Source organism: Algibacter sp. L4_22, from assembly GCF_023473045.1.
Classification (GTDB): domain Bacteria; phylum Bacteroidota; class Bacteroidia; order Flavobacteriales; family Flavobacteriaceae; genus Algibacter.
Window position 1 is genome coordinate 1 of record NZ_JAMCOK010000003.1, and the last position, 20,827, is coordinate 20,827.

Consider the following 20,827-nt stretch of genomic DNA (forward strand, 5'->3'; position numbering starts at 1 on the left):
ATATCTCAGTTAAAAAAAGAGATTAAAGTCTATATAAAATATTATAATAATGAGAGAATTAAACAAAATTTAAATGGTATGAGCCCGATTGAATATCGAGCTAATTATTATCAAAATTAATTATAAATTTGTCTAAACATTTGGGTGCACTTCACTTTTGATTTGGCATTTATAATAGAAAAGATAAAAGCAAAATATTTATATTTAGATAAGTAATAAACCTAAACGATAGTGCTTATCACCTGCATTGCGTTTCTTATACATGAACGTAAAAAAAAGCACCAAATAAAACCCTTTTATAAAATGAAAAAAAATATTTTATTATTAGCTATTTTAATAACAAGCATCTCTTTTATAAATTGCGAAAATGATCCCTGCGATGAAGGCTATACTCAACTCGATAATGGAGTTTGTGTGCCAGATTATATAACAGGAATAGAACAAAAAACCGAATTAGGCAACGTGTTTTTTTATTCAGAACTAGGTGCTGTAACATACAAAAATGGCAGTTGGTTTGATGAAAATAATTCAGTTATCAAGAACATTAATAATTAAAAAAATATAAAAAAAACGCTTACTCTTTTAGCCATTCTATCATTTCTATTTATCAATGCACAATCTAAGAAAGGCACTATTTATTTAAAAGACTCAACAGAATTAAAAGGTTTAGTTAAGGTCAAAATGTTGGGAGGTATTAAATATAAAGCAAATTTAAATTCAGATATTATTCATTATGAAAATAGCCAACTAAATGGTTATGATATAGAAAGAGAAGATAAGAGTGTAGAGCGATATAGATTTAAACTGGTGCAAGGAATTTCTCGTAAAATGAAAATAGTACAATTAGGAAAAATTAATCTATATAGTGTTTTTGTTACAAATTCAGGCTCTGCAATGGGAATGGGAATGGGTGCAGGAATGAGCTTCCCTACATCGTCTGGTTATGTTTATTTTTTAGAAAAAAATAATGTAACAATAAGAACAGGAGCTTGGCTTAAAAAACGAAAATTTAATCTAATTGAAGATTGCCCTACCTTAATAGATAAAATAAAAAAGAAAGAATTTAAGAAAAAGCAGGTGGTTGATATTATCAATTATTATAATAAAGAATGTGTTTAAAACATCGACTCGTTTTAGTTTACCAAATGCGTAACTAAATATATCCAGAACTATTCGTCACAACTCAAAAATGACATTTAAAAGAGACCATCTTGAGAACAAAAAGACTTTTTATACCCTTCTTATATTTGTTGAAGTTGGTTTATATCTCTCATTGTTTTACTTCAAAATTCATTGGATATTTATCTTATTAATATTTCCTTTTTTATTGATTGAAATTATATCAAACATAAGATGTTTAAATCGTCAAAAAAGCTTCATTAAAGCCATAGAATTTAAAGAAAAAGAATTAGTTTGTACTCATTTTAATGGTAAGAAAACTAAAATAAGTTACAACAATCTTGTCTATTTCTTTTAGAGAAATTAAATTTGAAAAAGCCAAGTCGGAAATTGAAATAAAAGAAAAAAAACGAATTAAAAATAAATTAATTGGTCGACTTAATATAAAAGATTGGCAAACCATTTTTGAAATAAAAAACGCATTAGCCGAAAAGAAAATGAAACGAATAGAGTTTCAACCAGAAGGATTCTGGAGCAAGTACGGTTGGTGTTTATCAGAAATTACATTAATTGAAATGCAGTAGATATAAGTAAATTTCAATAATTTAACAGGGAATACATAAACACGGTAAATGAGTTCTAAATAAAACCAGACATAAAAAATGAAAAAGTTATTAGTATGCTCATGCTTCTTTTTATTTATACTGTGCAATTCTTTTGGCCAAAACGGTATCCAAGCTTATAAATGGGAAACGGTAGATTTATCGTTTAAAGTAAAAGGAAACATTGAGAAGCCTTTTCAGGTGGAAATATCTTGTAAGTTTAAAGCACCCAACGGTTCTCAAATTACCGTGCCTGGTTTTTACAATGGTAACAATGAATGGCTTGTACGCTTTAATCCAAATATAGCAGGTACTTGGACTTCTGTAAGCTCTGCTTCACTTAAAAAAATAAACGGTATTACCCATATTATTGAAGTCGCGCCTGCAAAAAAAGGAATTCGCGGTGGTATAACAATAAGCGACAAGGATGCTCAGAAACTTATTTACGAAGATGGCACACCATATAATCTGGTTGCTAACGAGGTGGATTGGTTGTTTGCTCTAGATTATGGCAACCCAGATTTAACAAAAACAAAAAAGTTAATTGAGGCCATTTCTGCTAATGGTTTTAATCAAATTATTATGAATGTTTACGCTTATGATTTGGATTGGAACCAAAGTAAAAACATAGATCCTAAGTGGAATTTTGGATCAAAAAAAGATATATTCCCGTTTTTAGGAGATAATGATAATCCAGATTATTCAGCCTTAAATGTAGAATTCTTTAAGCATTACGATCGCGTTATTAACTTACTTGAGGAACATGGCATTGTTGCTCACATTATGATTTACGTTTGGAACAAAATGGTGAACTGGCCAAAAGCAAATTCGGAGGCCGATAATATGTATTTTGATTATGTGGTAAAAAGATACCAAGCCAAAAGCAACGTAATTTGGGATATTTCGAAAGAAGCGCTACGTTATGGATATGACGATCCGAACTATATTACCGAGCGCATAGACAGGCTAAAAAACCTAGATATGTATAACCGATTGGTAACGGTACACGATTTTGATTATTGCGAAGCCAAACCTGATAAAGTCGATATTATCTCTGCCCAGTTTTGGCATTCTGACATCTACAGTAAAATGCTTAAACTGAAAGAAGAATACCCGAACAAACCCATTATTAATCTAGAAAATGGCGCTTATGAAAAATGCCAGTATGATATTTTTCTGGATAGTAATTATGATGATCCAGTCTCGGGTATAGAAAGAAATTACAAATGTGCTTTTGCCGGCACTTACACCAGCTACTACTGGCAAGGTATGGCGTGGAATATAGTAATTTACGATCCTTTTACTGAAGATGTAACGGTTCAACCCAAATTTGAATACTATAAATACTTTCATGAGTTTCTAAACAATATTAACTTTGATAAACTCCAACCAACTGATCGCCATAGTTCTAGCGGTTATTGTTTGACAAATAATGAAGACGGAGAATACGTATATTACATGCCTAAAGCTAATAGTGCGCTAGCTGTAAAAGGTTTACCTAAAGCTGAAAAACTACAAATACAATGGTTTAATCCGCTTACCGGATTATATACTGAGCCTTACGAAGTAAACTATAAAAGTTGGTTAGTATTGAATCCCGAATTTGAAGGCATTGACAATGTTATTATTGTGAAATTAATTAATAGAATTTAAATTATAAATATGAAATCTAATTTGAAATTAAGAATCTTCCCAATAGCAGTTATTCTACTTTGCCTCTCGCTGAATTCCTGCAATTCGAAAAAATCTACAAACCAAGACTGGGAACCCCTACTAGATATGGAATTAAGCCAATGGGACGAGTTTGTTGGCGCACCTCACTACAGCGTAGCTATTGAAGGTTACGAAAAAGGTAATGGCATGGAAGAAGGAACACCTCTTGGGTTAAACAACGATCCCTTAAACGTTTTTTCGGCTATTGAAATGGATGGAGAACCTGTGTTGAAAATTTCAGGAGAAATCTATGGCGCAGTAACCACAAAAAAAGAATACGAAAACTACCATTTAAGCCTTATGTTTAAGTGGGGCGATAAAAAATATGCGCCTCGTTTAGATAAACCCATGGATAGCGGGATTTTGTATCATGCTATCGGTGAGCAAGGTGCTTTTTGGAACTGTTGGATGCAGTCTCAAGAATTTCAGATTCAAGAAGAAGATTGCGGAGATTACTACACTATTGCTGGTACAGGTGCCGACATAAAAGCTATAAAGAAAGAAAATCCAGATTCGGCTTGGGATATTTTCACCTACAATCCAGACAGTACTTACAAACAATTTAAAACCGGAGAAGACGGCCGATGTAGAAAAAACGTCAACTATGGGAAATTGGAAGGATGGAATCAGATTGATTTGGTTTGTATAGGGGATAAAGCCTACCATATTGTTAATAGAAAAATAGCTCTTGTGGTAGAAAAATCTGTTACTTATGGTAAAAACGACATCGCCAAGCCTTTAACCAAAGGTAAAATCCAACTTCAAAGTGAAGGTGCAGAAGTGTACTATAAGGATGTTAAAATTAGACCTATTAGTGAGCTGCCAGCTGAATTTTCTAGTCAATTAAACTAACGTTTATGCTTATGCCGTATAAAATTAATTGCTTATTTTAGACGTTGCAAAAAACCGCAGTATTCTTAATACATAACCGCTGTGTGTAAGCCAAAATAAACGCCCAAAATTCAAAATAAATGGAAAAAATTAAAGCAACTTTATTAATTATCTCATTATTTATTCTAACAAGCTGTGAAATTGTTCAAGAAACAAAATTTGAATCTGATGGAAGTGGAAAATATAGCTTAGGATTTGACTTATCTGAAATGATGAAAATGGGGCAAGACACTAAAGAAGGAACTAATGAACAGTTAGACACTTTAATTGTTTTTTCTGAATTTTTAGAAATAAAAAAAGACAGTATTTCAAAACTAAGTAAAGAAAAACAAGATAAAATAAAGCAATTAGAAAATTTTAGCTTGTATATAAAAACAGATTCAATATCTAATAAATTTGAAATGAAAATTAATTATGATTTTGACAACTTATCAGAATTAAAATTATTCGGGGAAAAATTAAAAGAACAGGATATTAAAGAATTAGAATTGTTATCTAGCAAAACAAAAGACATGAAAAACGGCGAAGATAATGGCATACCTGATTTTAATAAATCTTACAATACCGTTTTCAATAAAGAACTATTTTCTACAAAAATAAGTTCCGAAGGATTGTTAGAAGCAGAAAAAAATAAAGATACAACGATGACTAAAGATAATCCTATGGCAGATATGATTAGATTTAAAACAAAATATTTTTTTCCATATAAAATCAAAAAAGTAAATAATAAAAATGTTAGAGTTTTACCCGATTTTAAAGGTATTGAAATTACTGGAAATTTATTTGAAATAAATAACGATCCAAAATATTTTGATGTAGATATAGAATTTGAACAAGAGTAAAAAGAAGAAATAGGAACTCCTAAATATGTGAGGTGTGATAATGGCCCAGAGTTTATCTTTAAGACATTTATGAACTGGTGTAAAAAGAATTTTATTAAAATTAAGTATACACAACCTAGTAAACCTATGCAGAACGGATATATAAAAAGATTTAATCATTTCTTTAGAGAAGATATATTAGATGCCTATTAATTTTATGACATTTACCTGCTCCAAAAAATTAGCGATAACTGGAGAGAGGTCTATAATTTTAATCATCCACATAAGTATTTAGGGAACATATCTACTAAAGAATATAAGTCCAGATTTGATGAAGAATTTAAATTCTTCATCAAATCTGGACTTAATAATAATTATTTATCGAATTTTAAGATGTCCTAAAAAAGGGAAGCTTACAATATTTGTTAAAAGTGAACACTTTAATTACAAATATTATTTTTAATTTTTCAACTAAAAATAACGTTCTTCAATCAATTATTTTTTTGAAATTCCAATGACATTCGGGATTCTCCAAAACTGATTGTTGTTATCGTTTTCATTGAAGCCCGTTTCATAACTTCCCATCTTTTCAATGGTTGTTTTGTTATGATTGAGGTAAAAAGAAGCTTCTGGTCCACCTTCTAAATACATTAAATTATGTAGGTTTAATGAAGATTTAGAGAGTATATCAATAAAATCGTGCACCGAATATGGCGATCTAGAAAAGATAAAAAGAACATTATCTTCCTTATCCTTGCCAATAACCACCATACTCCATTTTTTACTTTGCTGACTCCATCTATTTTTCTGGTTGCAATCCATCATCCTAATAGATTGTGAGAATGAATTGTATTGTGTTTTTAAAACCTCCCAATCTTGACATGTTAAATCTATGATTTGAAATTCTGGAACACTATCCGTTTTTCTATTAAAAGCAGCAATGGTGTTATCACTATTTAACCTTCCATTATTAACAACATTAAAATTTTTCATGAAACCAACATTTGTTAAATGATCTGCTCTGTACATGCCTGCATTTATTACTGCAATTTGATTTTCTTGCTTAGACCAATCTTTGGCTGTTTTAGAGCTACCTCCTTTTTCTTTGGCACTCAATAAATTGAAATCGTATAATTTAGAAGAAATTTTTAAAATATCAATTTTACTATCGCTATGACTTGACTTTAAAGGTGAATTGTATTCTGCATAATACAAGCCTTCGTCCATTTTCTTCCAACTTATTTTATCCTCTGGCAATGTATTAGACAACAGAAAACATGCAATTATTGCTACTAGAACTACGAATAAAACATTTTTCATCTTGTTAATTATTTATTATAAAATTCAAACTTATTGCAATCTATTATCAATGTGCTTTTATTCTGAAATTAAGCCCTATTAATTATATTCCTTTTCAGAGATTATTTTATCGTTTTTGTATTCTATCTCTTTTTCAATTTTCCCGTTTAATTTATAGTATTTCCATAAACCAGTTCTTTCATCCTTTGCGTATAAACCTTCACTATAGACATTACCAGCTGCATTGTAACTTTTATAAATACCATTCTTTTTACCATCTACAAAAGTTGTGGTGTTTTGAAGCATTTGGTCGCTTGTATAAGCTGTCCAAACACCAGTTTGATACCCAATTTTATATTGTCCTTCTAAGGTTAAATCGCCTGTTTTAGAATATTTTTTGTAAACACCATCCTTGTAACCATCTTTAGAATCTACAACTTCTTTTTTATTTCCGTTGGCATAAAAATTAGTTTCAGATTTTAAATAACCTTCTGCATATTTCTTTTCACTTAATAAAATGCTTGAAGAATCAAAATACGTACTAACACCATCTAATTTACCATCTTTATAGGTTTCTTCTGATGCTAATTTGCCATTAACATGGTATTCTTTTTTAATGTAGTCTTTTGCTGCTGTGTAATCTTTCTCCCAAATCATACGACCATCTTCAGTCTTCTGTGACCAAGAACCTGTAGGTTTGTTATTTTTGTAAAACGTGGTTTCAATTAATTTTGTTCCTAATCTTGCATCCTTTAAATGCACCACCCATTTTCCTTCTTTTAAATCATTTTTATAAGATTCTGTTCTTTGCAAGTCTCCTTTTTTATTGTAGGTTTTCCATTCGCCTTCCTTTAAACCATCCTTATATTTAAAATCTTCGTTTACGGTTCCGTCAGAATAATAAGTAATGCTTTTTCCGTTAGCTTGTCCCTTGTCATTAAAAGTCATTTCTTGTTCTAGTTTTCCAGACATGTCAAAATCCTTCTTAACACCAATCATTTTACCGTTTTTAAAACTGACTTCGGTATAGGCACCACTGCTTTCTGCTATTTTGTAATCGCCTTCTAAAAATTTATTGTCATTTTTAAATAAAACATCTTTACCAAAACGTTGTGTTTCGACATCGTTCCACATTAAATAGGTTTCTTGAGCACTTAATTTTGATATAGTAATTAAGCAAATTATTACGATTAACTTATACATATTTTATCCGTTTTAAAAATTTATGATTGATACTGATGTAAAGATATATGAGGTATAACAAAAATTAAATGGGCAATCTATATTCGTTAGGGTTGCGTTTATATTAGTAAGATATAATGTAAGTACTTGTTAAATCTAGTTCTTTAATTGCAAAAAACGAGTTCAATAACTAATACTCGGATGGTATAAGGCTATTATTAGCCTAAGGTACTATTAGAGTATAGGTTTTTATTCTGCTGAGACAGTACTTTCTCTATTCTTATTTAAACTGTATTCAACATAAATCATTATAAGATTAAAACCAATAAAAGCAATGGGCTCAAAGTTAAAAGACTTATCATCCATACCGAGAAAATGAATAGACAACATTGTTATGGGCACTAAAGGAACTAATACAAATAATGATGCTATACTTATTGAAAACGATTTTATGACTCTAAATATATTTTCGACTACAAATACATCGGCATATTTAATCATACGATAAGTGACATTTAAAATAAAGAACAACAAAGCAATGTCTATACCTTTAAGGACTAAATTATCTTGTAGAAAATTAGAAAACACCAACCAATCTTTATAAATAAAATATAAAATAACCAAAATACATGCTAACAGCCTTGAATAAAATAAACCTTCATTATTGTTAAGGATACGATGTAACGTTTTATTATTAATGTTACTTTTTACACGCTCCGGAATCCTTAAAAACGGATTTAAAACTCCTATAATACTAAATAGAATAGCAGCATTAAATTGAAAAACTAAATCGTCATAAAAACGATCATAATAAGAGTTATTATATGAGGCTAAGTTAAATTGAGATAGAATGATATTTAATAGTATTAAAACAACTAGAAAAATATGAAAATACATAGGATTGTAAAAAACATTATGACCAGTGGATTGTAATCCACTTTTTCTAGAGTTAAGAATTTTAGTTAATATAGCCTGTGAGCTTCCTAAAATTTTAACTTTTTTCATCAAAAAAACAATACCGATTAGCATGAACACCAAGGCAAACGAAATAAAAACATAAAAGAGCATTATTTTGGGTTCCTGAAATACAATTGAGAGTATAATGACTAAACAAAAACCACCTAATAAGGTATATAAACCTCTACGTATTAAAATTCCTTCATTATTATTTATCTTTTTTTTACTCATAAACACTGCCAAATTCACCAGTTATAATCTGATATATTAAACGGATTATTTTCTAATCCTAAAACATAAACTTTTGTTGATTTACCATAATCATTATTTGAGCATAGCTATGTGCAGTCCAAATTGAAACTAGAAAAAATAAAATGACTCTAAATTTCTTCATAATTATATTCTATACGTTTTTATTTAAACGGCTTAATAATTACCTCTTCCGTAATACTTTCATTCTCTTTGGTATTATAATAAAACAACACCTCTTCTATATCACCATAATAACAATTATTGGTATAATAATCGTATTCAAAGTTAGTATCTGGTAATTGCTTCATCGCTTCCATGAGTTGTTCTTTTGTTGTAATCTCTTCAGTATCTACTTTATTTTGTGTGGTTTTTATAATTTCTATAGTTTCTTTTAACTCTTTCATTGAGCTATCATTAAGTACTGGATGACTAGAACTAGAAATCACTTCTAAATTTTTCTTAGACTTATGTATAGCTCCAATTTGTTGTGAATCATCTAAGCTTAAAAATTCAGTGTTTTTTTGGGGCACTATAATCTGAACTTTATTTTCTTTGAAACGTACTTCAATACTTTCATCTCCTTCCGTTATTTTTTGATAATCTTCAGTTATTTTATAGACTTTGAGTTTTGGGTATTCTATAGTCAAAGTCATTTTTAGCTCTACAATCTCTTTGATTGTATCGATTTCGAAACTTAGGTCATTAAACACGATTTCATCTTGTGAGCTAGAACCATCTTTATATTTAATGTTATGAATTGTAGTTTTAAAAGCTATATTGGAATATTCTTGATTAGCAAATAACATCAGGTTTTCAACATTTAAAATTAGCTGAACTATAGAACCATCCATTCCAAAAGATTGCTGAAAAGAGATATCTTCTGAAATATTAACAATCAATGAGACTGCTTTTGGTTTATCAAATGTAGTCGTCGTCTCAAAACTTTCAGTTGTAAATTTTAGTTCGTCTTGATCATTATCTTCATTACATATAAAACCTCGTTTCAGTGTTTCATTTTCTATAATTGAAGGTGACCTATCTACAAAATCTTTTTGAGTTACTACAAATTCTTCAAAACTACTAGACTTTAAATCATTTATCAACTCTTGTTTAAGTGTTGGTCTTTGTGCATTAATGGTTGTAAAACCAAAGAAAGCGCATATTATACCTAGTTTAACAACATTACTAAAATTGAGGGTTTTATAGACCATGCTGTTTCTGTTTGTATGTTTATTCATATTATTTTTTATTAGTTTTATCTTTATTTTAACTGATGATATGTAATGGTTTCTTTAGATTGGTCACAGCTGTGTTCTTTAATCTCTATGACGTCATTTTCAAATATTTTAGACTGAACACCACAGTAGGCATCACCTTTCATCGTAGAAGAATAAACAAGAATAGGTGCGTCATTTTTATTTAAAATTAAATATGCAAAAAGCCTATGTTCTTTCCAGTTTTGAACAATTACCAATTGTTTATTTCCATTAAAATTATCTGTTATAAAATAATTATCATGCCTATTTTTTGTCGTATAAGTATATGGTATTTTATAAGTACTTAAATCTTCTTTTGTTATTTTTTCAGCCTCATGCATTTCATGCATTATCGTAGGGAAATCTACAGTAAACACATTACATGGACTAAACCTTTGGTTTTCATAATTCTCTAAAAGCTTTTTTAATCGCTTGTTTTCTAATTTTAAATCTTGATGAGCTATATAATCTTCTACTATAATCTTATTTATTTCCTCCATTTTACTGCTGTCTTTATGGAAATCCAAGAATCTTAACTCAACAAGACCTCTGTCTATTAAACTTTTCAGAAAGGGTTGAGCATATTCTGGATTATCTAAAAGTTTAAAATTTTTATGTACATCTTGCAACGTACTTAGCATTTCGCTCTGCCTTTCTGCTTCTAATTCTAGTAATTCTGCTCGTTCTTCAAGTTGATGATTTTTCAAAAAATAAACACCTATTGCTGTGCCTATTAAAACACAAATAGCCAGTATGGTAAATGCTAGTTTATTTTTCATGTTAACAATTGTTTTAAGAGATATAGCTTATATAATTAGGAAACTTTACAGTATGTTGAAAAACCAACTGATTGTTATCTGTAAATAATTTATAAAACGCTGGTGTATGGTAATGGTAACATTCACTTGCGTGCATTGTTACAGTGTATAACAACAAGAATATATATGTGATTTTAAAAATGAACTTCATTTCAATCCTATTTTAAATAAAAATAGTAAAATGATGTTGTGACCTAAAGCGCCAATCTATATTCGCTAGTGTTCATTCTTTTTTTGATGCTTCTTTATGTGATGTAAGAGTTCATTTAAGGTATTTCCTTTTATAAAGTTTTCATTGATACCCATAGTACTGCCATCTAAAAATTTTAGTTTCACCTTTTTAAATCGTAGATAGTTACTCCTTTTAGCATAAATAGCCAAAATAAAAAAGGCTCTATTAGACATTGAAAAATCTACGGATTTTATTTTAAAACTTACCAATGTACTCAATTTACGCTCTTTTGTAATAAGACCTAAAAAACGATGAGTTTTAAAAAAATCATCTTCAATCTCGTAAGTTTTAATATTCCAAAGACCAAAAAAAACAACTATGACACCTAAAAAGCACCACCAAAAACTGATACTTTCTGTTTTAAAGAATTCAATATATAATCCTATGATTAATAAGATAACTCCAAGAATAATAGGCTCCAACTGAACGTTATAATCTATTTTAGTTTTTATATGCGTTTTGGTGACCTTCATTGATTATTTAAACTGGAGTGTTATATAATGATATTCATCGTTTTAAGAGTATACTACTTATACCTCGTTTTCTCTATCACTTTACCCTTTTCGTTATATAACTTCCAAACGCCTTTCTTTTCTCCTTTTTCGTAGAATTTTTCTTGTTTTATGGTTCCGTTTTCAAAATATAATATCCACGCACCATCAGCTTTAGAAAACACAAATTTTCCTGTTTTTTTAACCGTTCCATTTTCGTGATATACTATTAAAGTGGATGTACGTCCTTCTTTATAACTCACACCAATAAAGCTCTCCTTTAAAATATTACTTGGGTAATAATACTCGTACTCCTCAAAAGGACCTCGTGCTTGATCTGTAACGTAATTTTGTTTTTGTTTTAGCTTTCCATCTCTATTATAATAACTCCAAAGCCCCTCTTTTTTATCAACTTTATAATAGCCTTCCACTTCTAATTGACCATTAGAAAAATACCGCTGATAAAGTCCTTCTTTTTTGCCATACTGGCCGTATGTGGTTTTCTTTTCCGTCTTGAACTCTCTTAATTGACCATTTTCGTAAAAATCTTTATCTATAGTAGTACCAAAAAAAGATTCATTTTCATTTAATGGATTTAGTAGTTTATCTTCTTGAATTATTATTGAAGATAGTTGCCCTTCATTTCTATAGTAATAGTCAATTCTTTTTGAAGGAAAACAACAATCACCAGAATAAATATCGTCGCTTACAATTTGTCCGGCTTCATTATACTCTTTCCAATTACCACTTTTAACGCCTTCTTTTCTATAACTAACAGATTCTAATTGTCCGCTTTCGTAATATTCTTTTATCTCTCCATGTAAATTTCCTTTTTTATATGAAGCACTGAATTTTAATTGGCCATTTGGATAATATATTTTTTTAGTACCTTCCTCTCTTAAAGTATTATACTCTGTAATAGACTTTAGGTTTTTACTCTCTTTATAATATTCCTTTTTTGTATTGACATGAGATTCTTCATTGGAAAAATCAACTTTTTTCGTCAGTTTTCCATTTCTATCAAACGTTTGCCAAATACCAGTTTTAATACCATCTTGGTAAGTGCCGGATTGGATAATAATTTTGTTTGAATCCATTTTGCCTAAAGCAACAACCTTTTTATAATCTTGTAAATAGGTTGTAAACTGTCCCGTTAATTCTCCTTGTTCATTGTAACTACCTTCATCTAAGACATAGACTTGTGGATTAGCACCTTCAGTATTATAACCTTCTGGTGTGTATTTAAAAGCGCCTGATTTTTTTCCTTTTACATAATTGTATTCATAAAACAACAAACCATCATCATTAAACTTTGCATGCTTACCGTTTTTTATGCCTTTAGTGTAGTTTATGGTTTCTTTTAATTGACCTTTATAATCATAAAATTCTTGAGCACCTTCTAACGTGTCATTACGTTTGCGCTCTATTCTCTCTATGGTTTCATCATTATGCTTATATGTATTCTCAATAATATCACCTTCTGGAGTTTTTAATATTTTGGTGTCTATATCATTGTAATCACCATCGATTATGGTATACGTTTTCTTTAATTTTCCTGTTTTTAAATCATAACTTTTTAAGGTTCCGTTACCATTTTTTAAAGTTCCGTGATTTAACTTATGACCTTCTTTATCGAAAAATGAAAGTATATTATAAACTTTACCGTCTTTATATGTTGCAGAAGAATGTAATTGACCATTGCTGAAAAAGGTTTTTACATTTCCCGTTTTTTTACCTAATAAATTAGTTCCTTTCTCTAATATTTCACCATTTTCATGGTAATATAAATAGTCGCCATCAGCCTGATCTTCGTTATAATTAATAGTAGCTTTTAATGATCCATTTTTAAAAAAGAAAGACCAAGCACCATTTTTTTTACGCGAAGCACTTCTTCCAAAAAAACCTGTACCATTTGTTCTTATAAAGTTTCCTTTTGAATTTAAATGTCCTTCTGAATCGTAAATTAATATTTCTCCAATTTCTTTGTTTTCTTTAGTAAAAACAGTGTCTAAAGTAAATATTATTTTCTGTCTTAAGACATTATTTTTATAATAGAGTAATTCTTCTTTTGCTGCACCATAAACCTCATGATTAATAACATTTGTTTCTGTACGCTGTGCAAAACTAGCTGAAACACTCATTGCAAACATTAAAATGAAAATTGTACTTTTATTAATTATTTTTAATTTCATGTTCTTTTTTAACTAAAATTATTCACGCGAAAAGTTGTTCTGCAAAAACACCACTAATAAAACCTTCAACAACCATAACGGCAACCAAAACAATTATTGCTTGTAACTAAAGTACAATAGATTAATTTACTACAGAATAGTTATCCCATATTTGTAAGCCTTCAATCTATATTTGAAAAAAATTAGTCTTCCGATTTTTTAAAAGTGATTGTTTTTACCTGTTTTGTTTGTAGTGTTACTAATTTATCGTCTTGATCGTAAATAGCAAATGTACCAGCATCGTTCGTTACCAATAAATCATCCGTATAACGTGAAGCTATAAAATTTGTAAAAGTTTCTTCTGATAATAATTGATTTTTTTCAGTAGATATAAGTTTTAAACCTTCTTCATTTTTAAGCCTAGCAGTAAATATAGAAGGACTTACATAATCTATACGAGAATAAGGAAGTTCTGTAATCCATTGGTTGTCTTGATTTAGGAAATAATATATATTTCTATCATAATCTTCAGTTTTCACATAGAAATATTTATCAGAATAGTTTTGCGTTTTAGAGTTATAAATAAACGAAACTTCTGATGGAAATGACTTAATGACTTTTCCCTTTTTATCTATAAAATCTGTTTTATCATTTAGTTCGTGAACATAAACATTTTTTATAGGTTCAATATTTTTTAGTGTTGGTAAAAGTGTAAGTGTATCTCTTCTATTTTCTAAATACAGCGTAAATGAATCTACATTGCCTTTTAAAACTTTTTTGTTCACTTTTCTAGACCTATCATCCTGATTTTTAAATTTTAAGTCCATATACTTGAATGTAAGAAAAAGATCTTCATAGGTATGTGCATTGTACACATACTCATAAATTTCTTTTTTTAAGTCTAAATATTCCACATAGCTTTCTTCTGGAGTTTCATTGCCACAATTACTAATTCCGAATTCGGTATCTAACACATTTCCTTCTTTATTAAAAAAGATTTCTTCTAAAACGGTGCCTTTATGATAAGGATAGTAATCACTTGGCAACTCATATTCTACATAATTATCTTCCATCTTTAGAAGCTTAATATTACCTTTTTGAACACCAATTTCATCTTTATTAAAATGAACAGAGTCAATCTTTGCTAAATACTTTAGTTTAATTTCTATTTTAAAACTATCTATTGGTTTTATAGTTTCAATTGGAATTGCGTTTAATGGAAACGCATGGACATCTACTGCTACAGCATTATTATCTTGAGTGCCATCATAATAAAAGATGTCCATGATTGTTAAATCCTCTTCAGAATCAAAATTAATGGGATAATAAGGTCTATAGGAACTATTTTCTGTATATCTAAAAGCGGCTGCACCATTATATCTGGTCACTGCTCTTATTGATGATTTGTTGTTTTCAAAATATTGATTAAAATAAACCCCTTTATTGATACTATCTCTAAATGATAAGTGATTATTATTAACTAATTTTTCAAAAACATTTTCTCGAGTATTAAACCTTTCTTCATCTGGTAAATAAGATTTAGTTAGACTTTTAAAATGATTATTTTCATCTTTATCCGCAGCCGTAAAATTGTCAATAATATCCGCTTTATTGTTTAAATAAAATTCATAATTAGTTTTAATTTGATTTTTCACCTCTTCAACACTTGTTGTATCAAGATAAGCTGTAATGTCGGTTTCAAACTGTTTAATCTTATAAGTACTATGACATAAACTTTCTTGTTCTTCAACCATTTTTGGTGTTACAACTTTTAGAGGATCAACCTTCTCAATTTGAGAATTGCAAGACATTAATGAAATACCAGTAATAACTAACCCTATTTTATATTTTCTCATGCTTTATTTACTTAATTGTAATACCACGACCACCATATAAATGAACGGCTAAAAAGCTGAATTCTTCGCCTAATTCTTGCTTTTTTAAATTGTTCCTTTTACTATTTTCTATTATTAGATTTTTTAATTGACTTAATTTAGACATTGCAATACCAGCAATTATAAAAACGGCAAGGATAATTACACCTACTATAGACAACTCCACAGCCATAATAGTATCATAAGTATCTAACTCATAACTATTACCTGCAATAAATATATTATGCACCAAAATAAGTATAAATATAACCGCAAAACATAGTTTAGCATAGGTTTCCATACCTAATGAAACGACATAGAGACTAAGCATTTCTTGAGTTTTATCTGTTGGCACAGCATCTAAAGACTTTAATTCAATTTCTAGTGTTGTATCGTTTTCCATAATTTAGCTATTTTGAATTACTAAAGTAGAATAGATAATAGTAATAAAAACTAGATAATTTATATTCGATAAGGTTGAGTTAATATTCGCGAACTAAATTTGCAACGTTTAATTATAGATTTTGTTCAAAATTACTTTTTTAGAAAAGTTGATGCTGTTTATTGTGGCTGAATTTAAAACTCAGAAAGTGGATCCATAAAAATTTATTAGCCTTTAATCAACTTAGAAACAAAATCGTCTTTTCTTCGTGACGCCACAGGGATTTTTTCGCCGCTCTTTAGATATATATACCCATTTTTATCATATTTATCGATAAAACTCATGTTAACGATAAAAGATTGATGTGTACGGATAAAATTATCTTCTGGTAATTGACCTTCGTATTCTTTAATAGGTTTTGAAGCTAAAAAAGATTTTCCGTTAGATAAGAAAAACGTGGTATAACCCTTATCAGACTTACAATACAACAACTCTTTAAAATCAATAACCTGGTAGCCTTCTTGCAAGCTCAAAACAAGTTTATTTTTATCTTTGTTTATTAACTGATCTTTTACAATTTGAATTTGTTCTTCGAGTACAGACTTGTCTGTAACTAATGCTTTATCTATGGCCTGCTCTAGCTCTTCTATATCTACTGGTTTTAAAATATAATCAATCGCTCCATTTTTTATAGCTTGCAAAGCGTATTGCTCATAAGCGGTTATAAAAACAACTTGAAAATCTAGGCTTCCAACTTGCTCTAAGAAATCGAAAGCATTGCCGTCTCGCAAATTAATATCTAAGAAAATAAGGTCTGGTTTACACGCATTGGCTACGATAACAGCTTCTTTTACAGATTCGCATTCGCCTAAAATTGTAATATCCTTATCTAAACTATTTATCATAGCTAGTAGTCCTTTTCTAATATATAATTCGTCTTCTACTATTAATGCCTTCATCATAATGTTTCTATTTTATATGGAATCATTAGTGTAACTTGAGTTCCTTTTTCATTGTATTTTCCTCTGTCTTCGAGAATAAGATTCGATTCGATTTTAAAATTTTTAGAGAGCATTTTTAAACGCTCTGAAGTAATCTTTGTTGCAAGCGAACTTTTATGACTTTTAGTTGTGCTTTTGGTAGCATTAAGACCAATTCCGTTATCTTTTATAGTACAAATAAGCACATTTTCTTTGCTTGTTAAATGTATCTTAATTTCCGGATTATCTATTTGTTCTTTAAATCCGTGTTCTATAGCATTTTCTATAAAAGGTTGAATTAACATTGGTGGAATAAGGATCTCTTCTACATTTATAGATTCATCAATTTCTACACTATATTTAAACGGTTGTAATCTGCTTAGATTCTGCAATTCCACATAACTTTGCATAGCTAAAAGTTCTTCTTTTACTACCACTAATTTTTCTCTTGAACTTTCTAAAATTAATCGTAATAATTTAGAGAATTTAGACAAATACTTAACTGCTTTTTTATCTTCCTTATTTAATATCATACCCTGAATTACAGACAACGAATTAAAAATAAAATGAGGTGTCATTTGGGAACGTAGAAGTTGTTGCTCTGTGACAGATTGCTCATGAGCAGCCTTTACATTTTTATATTTAAAATAGAAAATAGTACTTATAAAACCTATTAAAGCCAATAACGAAACAATAGCTCCCCAAAGTTTTTGTTTTTCTGATGCTCTAAACTTCTCTTTTAATTGGTCTTCTCTTCTATTGGAAGTCTCTAAAGCATCGATTTCTTCATTGATTTTTGCTCTGTAAATATTTTCGTTTACTTGTGAAATTAATTCTAAATAACGGGCAGCCTTGTCCTGCTTTCCTTGAATTTGATATAATTTAAAATAATTGGTGTAAATTCCTTTTTTTGCTCGTAACGGACTGTCATTATTTAAGACGCTAGCAGCTGAATCTAAATACACTTTTGATTGTTCCCACTTCCCTTGATGCATATAAACAACTGAAATATTAGAGTAGTTAAAATTTAAGCGCTCCGTGTTATTGCTAGACTTATATTGTTTAATCGATTTTTTAAAATAGAATAAAGCTTCGTCCCATTTTTCTAAACCCATAAGGGTTAAAGCGTAATTATTTTTAAATAGATTTAGATTTCTATATTTGGGTAAAGTAATTTTATTGTAGGTTTCGTAAGCTTTTTGATATTGGTCTGTATGGTAATACATCATTCCCCATTTAAAACATAATTTTTGAAATTCGATGGAATCTTGTTCTCTAAAAACTGGGCTTACCTTTTCACAAAATATAAGACCATCATTATAGCCACCAGAATCTATTAAGTTTTCAGCCTTTAAATTAAAGGCTTTTATCAAATTTGTAGTGTCTTTTTCTTTTAAGCTTTTGCCAATCATCTCGTTAGAGTAAATTAAACCATTGGCATATTGTTGGTTACGACCATAAGACTTTGTTAATAAAAAATAGTCGCGTAATGTGAGTGGTTCTTTAGCTTCTTTTTCGCTTAAAATCTCTATAACCTTAGCATATTCTCTATTTGTAAAAAGGTCTTCTACATTATTTTGTCCGCTAAGTTGTGTTGCACAATGCAACATAAAAAAACAGGCTATTAGATATTGTATTTTCACTTTTAAATAGGTTTTAATACCCATATATGTTTTTATTATTCGCATTACTTTTATTAATGTTATCCATCATTCTGCTTGATTTACTAGATTGACTTTCTACAAAGGGTTTTGATTCTTTTGCACCTTGTTCCTTTAAATAATCTATCACTTTTGGGTTAAAGGTAGATTCGGCAATATAGAGCGCATTTTCATTATCTTTATTAGTATAATCAAGGTTGGCATTATTAGCAATTAGTAATTTTACACAAGCCAGACTATTTTCCGCATTTTTATCGGCACTAGTTTCAAAGTTTTTCAAAAATACTGGATTCATAGATATTTGAATACCTCCAATTTCTTGATTCATTATAAGAGGATCGTATAATTTTGATGCTTGCATTAGCGGACTCCTTTTTTTCTCACTTATCTTATTGATATTAGCACCATTTTTTATTAAAAAAGTTAACATATTAACATTTCCACTAATAGCTGCATTATTAATTGCGGCATAACCATATTGCGCTGAAACGGTATTAATATCAATTCCGTTTTTTAATAAATAAGCAGATATAGCAGGATATTTGGTAAATACAAAACCTTCTTTTAACGTCTTTTTTAAAACCCATTTTTGACCTAACCACTGCTCCAAATTAGTTGTTAAACTATCTTGAATAATTGTATTGTAAAGTAAAACATTTTTTTCTTCATTTGAAAAATCATCAAAATACATATTTACTATTTTAGTATTTACAGATTCTAGCGCTAGCATTTTTGCAGTATCGTCATTAACATCTGTAATGGTATCTATTGCATTTTTAGACTTAAAATAAGCTACAAGTTCAGCATTTTCCATTTCAATACTTAAATGCAAAGGTGTACTATTCATTGATCCCGTTTTAGAATTAATATCAGCACCGTTTTCTACCATTCGCTTTACCAAATCATTATTCTCTTTCAAAATAGCATAATGAAATGGTGAATATCCATTATCGTCTAAAATATTTAAATTACTGCCATTGTCCACCAATAATACCGATTTTTCATTATGATCTTCTAGAATTGCTATATGCAAAGCCGTATAACCATAATCGTCTATTGAGTCTTGTAGTTTGCTGTTTTCTATTAAATATTTAGACACTTTTGTTGCGCCTCTTAAAATAGCAACTTGTAAAATATTTCTTCCGTCGTAAAACCTTAATGTATCAATATCTACTTTTTGTAAAAGTTGCTTAACTTTTGCGGTATCATCTTTCCATAAAGCATCTTCTATTGCTTTTTCTGAGTATTTAGTTTCACAGGCCGTAAACAAACAAAAAAGTAAGGTTGCTACTACTATAAAATGTGATTTTTTTACTTTATTCATAATTCATTTATTCATTTATTGAAGTTTTTATTTCTTACTTGTTTTTGTTATTATTTGTTCCTCTAATTTAACTATTTTATTGTCCTCATTAAAAGTTATATTCAATTTAATTAAACTATTATCATCAGTTTCAATAGTGATGACATACTTGTTTTTTAGATTTTCTAAAACTATGTTATTGCATTTTTTAAAGTTTAAAACTACCCTATAGTCATCATTAGAAATAATATTAGTATTCACTTCCCCTCTAACAGTGAGATTATTAAACCCATACAAAACGATGCCATAGTCTAAATAATAACTTTGAGGCGCTCTTTTAATTGACTCTACACGACTAGCCCAAAACTCGCTAGTTTCTTCAATGCTAAGTTCTTTTTCTAAATTTCCTAATGTAAAATCTAATGTTTCACACGTAATTACAACTTCTGTATTATTACCTAAAGCTGCAAAAAAATCTTTGACATTATTAACCTTCTTGATTGTTTTAATTTCACTTGAAAAAACCTGAAAACAATTTAATATTATAAGAATGAAGCCTATCGATTTTTTCATGATTTTATGTGAAGCTGGGTATTTAATTAAGTAAAAAGTGTGCCCATTATCAATTTCAATTTTTAAAATATAAAAACTTTTATTTACCCCTTCATACACATCTAAAGACATTTTACGAGCAGTATCACCGACATACTTTTTAGAATAATGTTAAATCTTTAAAGCCTCGTCTTTTATTTTAAGATTTAAAAAAGATTCACCAATAGTAAGATTATCTATTTCAATTTAGAACTCAGTATATTTTCTTTCG

At 29.1% G+C, this 20,827-nt stretch carries 21 protein-coding genes; 8 read left to right on the forward strand and 13 right to left on the reverse strand.

Features of this window, described 5'->3' with window-relative positions; genetic code table 11:
- From M4I23_RS08095 to M4I23_RS19930, 8 genes are all read left to right on the forward strand, one after another.
- A partial coding sequence (locus tag M4I23_RS08095) for an IS3 family transposase (protein ID WP_249754501.1) occupies nucleotides 1–120 on the forward strand: 120 nt, incomplete at its 5' end.
- Nucleotides 121–303: 183 nt separating this feature from the next.
- Nucleotides 304–555 (forward strand): hypothetical protein, encoded by a 252-nt coding sequence (locus M4I23_RS08100; RefSeq protein WP_249754064.1) that lies wholly within the window; start codon nucleotides 304–306, stop codon nucleotides 553–555.
- A gap of 129 nt (nucleotides 556–684) precedes the next feature.
- Entirely contained in the window at nucleotides 685–1,119 is a 435-nt protein-coding gene (locus M4I23_RS08105) for a hypothetical protein (RefSeq protein ID WP_249754065.1), read from the forward strand.
- Nucleotides 1,120–1,460: 341 nt separating this feature from the next.
- The gene (locus M4I23_RS08110) at nucleotides 1,461–1,703 is read left to right on the forward strand and encodes a hypothetical protein (RefSeq protein ID WP_158851280.1); all 243 of its coding nucleotides are present in this window, start codon (nucleotides 1,461–1,463) and stop codon (nucleotides 1,701–1,703) included.
- 78 nt (nucleotides 1,704–1,781) lie between these two features.
- Nucleotides 1,782–3,374 carry a DUF5060 domain-containing protein gene (locus tag M4I23_RS08115; RefSeq protein WP_249754066.1) on the forward strand — a complete coding sequence of 531 codons (1,593 nt, stop codon included), beginning with the start codon at nucleotides 1,782–1,784 and terminating at the stop codon, nucleotides 3,372–3,374.
- Nucleotides 3,375–3,383: 9 nt separating this feature from the next.
- Complete coding sequence (locus tag M4I23_RS08120) at nucleotides 3,384–4,286, forward strand: DUF1080 domain-containing protein (protein ID WP_249754067.1); 903 nt, start codon at nucleotides 3,384–3,386, stop codon at nucleotides 4,284–4,286.
- Between the two features lie 119 nt (nucleotides 4,287–4,405).
- Complete coding sequence (locus M4I23_RS08125; protein ID WP_249754068.1) at nucleotides 4,406–5,167, forward strand: hypothetical protein; 762 nt, start codon at nucleotides 4,406–4,408, stop codon at nucleotides 5,165–5,167.
- Between the two features lie 69 nt (nucleotides 5,168–5,236).
- Complete coding sequence (locus M4I23_RS19930) at nucleotides 5,237–5,359, forward strand: integrase core domain-containing protein (RefSeq protein ID WP_368736177.1); 123 nt, start codon at nucleotides 5,237–5,239, stop codon at nucleotides 5,357–5,359.
- 282 nt (nucleotides 5,360–5,641) lie between these two features.
- Here the strand turns inward: M4I23_RS19930 and M4I23_RS08130 are convergent, their stop codons facing one another.
- The 13 genes from M4I23_RS08130 to M4I23_RS08190 form a co-directional block, all read right to left on the reverse strand.
- Nucleotides 5,642–6,466: a phosphodiester glycosidase family protein gene (locus M4I23_RS08130; protein WP_249754069.1), complete on the reverse strand. Its 825-nt coding sequence runs from the start codon at nucleotides 6,464–6,466 to the stop codon at nucleotides 5,642–5,644.
- Between the two features lie 78 nt (nucleotides 6,467–6,544).
- Nucleotides 6,545–7,648 (reverse strand): toxin-antitoxin system YwqK family antitoxin, encoded by a 1,104-nt coding sequence (locus M4I23_RS08135; protein WP_249754070.1) that lies wholly within the window; start codon nucleotides 7,646–7,648, stop codon nucleotides 6,545–6,547.
- A 228-nt stretch (nucleotides 7,649–7,876) separates the two neighbouring features.
- Entirely contained in the window at nucleotides 7,877–8,632 is a 756-nt protein-coding gene (locus tag M4I23_RS08140) for a hypothetical protein (protein ID WP_249754071.1), read from the reverse strand.
- 365 nt (nucleotides 8,633–8,997) lie between these two features.
- Nucleotides 8,998–10,074, reverse strand: a complete 1,077-nt coding sequence (locus M4I23_RS08145; RefSeq protein WP_249754072.1) for a hypothetical protein — start codon at nucleotides 10,072–10,074, stop codon at nucleotides 8,998–9,000.
- Between the two features lie 23 nt (nucleotides 10,075–10,097).
- Entirely contained in the window at nucleotides 10,098–10,871 is a 774-nt protein-coding gene (locus tag M4I23_RS08150; RefSeq protein WP_249754073.1) for a hypothetical protein, read from the reverse strand.
- 255 nt (nucleotides 10,872–11,126) lie between these two features.
- On the reverse strand, nucleotides 11,127–11,615 hold the full coding sequence (locus M4I23_RS08155) for a hypothetical protein (RefSeq protein ID WP_249754074.1): 489 nt from the start codon (nucleotides 11,613–11,615) through the stop codon (nucleotides 11,127–11,129).
- Nucleotides 11,616–11,668: 53 nt separating this feature from the next.
- Nucleotides 11,669–13,825, reverse strand: a complete 2,157-nt coding sequence (locus tag M4I23_RS08160) for a toxin-antitoxin system YwqK family antitoxin (protein ID WP_249754075.1) — start codon at nucleotides 13,823–13,825, stop codon at nucleotides 11,669–11,671.
- A 182-nt stretch (nucleotides 13,826–14,007) separates the two neighbouring features.
- Nucleotides 14,008–15,660 (reverse strand): hypothetical protein, encoded by a 1,653-nt coding sequence (locus M4I23_RS08165; RefSeq protein ID WP_249754076.1) that lies wholly within the window; start codon nucleotides 15,658–15,660, stop codon nucleotides 14,008–14,010.
- Between the two features lie 7 nt (nucleotides 15,661–15,667).
- Nucleotides 15,668–16,081, reverse strand: a complete 414-nt coding sequence (locus tag M4I23_RS08170) for a hypothetical protein (RefSeq protein WP_158851304.1) — start codon at nucleotides 16,079–16,081, stop codon at nucleotides 15,668–15,670.
- A 206-nt stretch (nucleotides 16,082–16,287) separates the two neighbouring features.
- Nucleotides 16,288–17,022, reverse strand: coding sequence for a LytTR family DNA-binding domain-containing protein (locus M4I23_RS08175; protein WP_158851306.1), 735 nt, complete (start codon nucleotides 17,020–17,022; stop codon nucleotides 16,288–16,290).
- Nucleotides 17,019–18,728 (reverse strand): histidine kinase, encoded by a 1,710-nt coding sequence (locus M4I23_RS08180; protein ID WP_249754077.1) that lies wholly within the window; start codon nucleotides 18,726–18,728, stop codon nucleotides 17,019–17,021. Before M4I23_RS08180 ends, M4I23_RS08175 begins: the two co-directional genes overlap by 4 nt.
- A complete protein-coding gene (locus M4I23_RS08185; RefSeq protein WP_158851310.1) occupies nucleotides 18,697–20,025 on the reverse strand; it encodes an ankyrin repeat domain-containing protein in 1,329 nt (442 codons plus the stop codon). Before M4I23_RS08185 ends, M4I23_RS08180 begins: the two co-directional genes overlap by 32 nt.
- A gap of 27 nt (nucleotides 20,026–20,052) precedes the next feature.
- A complete protein-coding gene (locus tag M4I23_RS08190) occupies nucleotides 20,053–20,688 on the reverse strand; it encodes a hypothetical protein (RefSeq protein WP_249754078.1) in 636 nt (211 codons plus the stop codon).
- Nucleotides 20,689–20,827 lie beyond the last annotated feature (139 nt).

Excerpts from the sequence above, each read along its gene's own strand:
- M4I23_RS08100 (WP_249754064.1), top strand. The coding sequence starts at position 304 with ATGAAAAAAAATATTTTATTATTAGCTATTTTAATAACAAGCATCTCT.
- M4I23_RS08115 (WP_249754066.1), top strand. The coding sequence starts at position 1,782 with ATGAAAAAGTTATTAGTATGCTCATGCTTCTTTTTATTTATACTGTGC.
- M4I23_RS08120 (WP_249754067.1), top strand. The coding sequence starts at position 3,384 with ATGAAATCTAATTTGAAATTAAGAATCTTCCCAATAGCAGTTATTCTA.
- M4I23_RS08125 (WP_249754068.1), top strand. The coding sequence starts at position 4,406 with ATGGAAAAAATTAAAGCAACTTTATTAATTATCTCATTATTTATTCTA.
- M4I23_RS19930 (WP_368736177.1), top strand. The coding sequence starts at position 5,237 with ATGAACTGGTGTAAAAAGAATTTTATTAAAATTAAGTATACACAACCT.
- M4I23_RS08130 (WP_249754069.1), bottom strand. The coding sequence starts at position 6,466 with ATGAAAAATGTTTTATTCGTAGTTCTAGTAGCAATAATTGCATGTTTT.
- M4I23_RS08135 (WP_249754070.1), bottom strand. The coding sequence starts at position 7,648 with ATGTATAAGTTAATCGTAATAATTTGCTTAATTACTATATCAAAATTA.
- M4I23_RS08140 (WP_249754071.1), bottom strand. The coding sequence starts at position 8,632 with ATGAAAAAAGTTAAAATTTTAGGAAGCTCACAGGCTATATTAACTAAA.
- M4I23_RS08145 (WP_249754072.1), bottom strand. The coding sequence starts at position 10,074 with ATGAATAAACATACAAACAGAAACAGCATGGTCTATAAAACCCTCAAT.
- M4I23_RS08150 (WP_249754073.1), bottom strand. The coding sequence starts at position 10,871 with ATGAAAAATAAACTAGCATTTACCATACTGGCTATTTGTGTTTTAATA.
- M4I23_RS08155 (WP_249754074.1), bottom strand. The coding sequence starts at position 11,615 with ATGAAGGTCACCAAAACGCATATAAAAACTAAAATAGATTATAACGTT.
- M4I23_RS08160 (WP_249754075.1), bottom strand. The coding sequence starts at position 13,825 with ATGAAATTAAAAATAATTAATAAAAGTACAATTTTCATTTTAATGTTT.
- M4I23_RS08165 (WP_249754076.1), bottom strand. The coding sequence starts at position 15,660 with ATGAGAAAATATAAAATAGGGTTAGTTATTACTGGTATTTCATTAATG.
- M4I23_RS08170 (WP_158851304.1), bottom strand. The coding sequence starts at position 16,081 with ATGGAAAACGATACAACACTAGAAATTGAATTAAAGTCTTTAGATGCT.
- M4I23_RS08175 (WP_158851306.1), bottom strand. The coding sequence starts at position 17,022 with ATGATGAAGGCATTAATAGTAGAAGACGAATTATATATTAGAAAAGGA.
- M4I23_RS08180 (WP_249754077.1), bottom strand. The coding sequence starts at position 18,728 with ATGCGAATAATAAAAACATATATGGGTATTAAAACCTATTTAAAAGTG.
- M4I23_RS08185 (WP_158851310.1), bottom strand. The coding sequence starts at position 20,025 with ATGAATAAAGTAAAAAAATCACATTTTATAGTAGTAGCAACCTTACTT.
- M4I23_RS08190 (WP_249754078.1), bottom strand. The coding sequence starts at position 20,688 with ATGTCTTTAGATGTGTATGAAGGGGTAAATAAAAGTTTTTATATTTTA.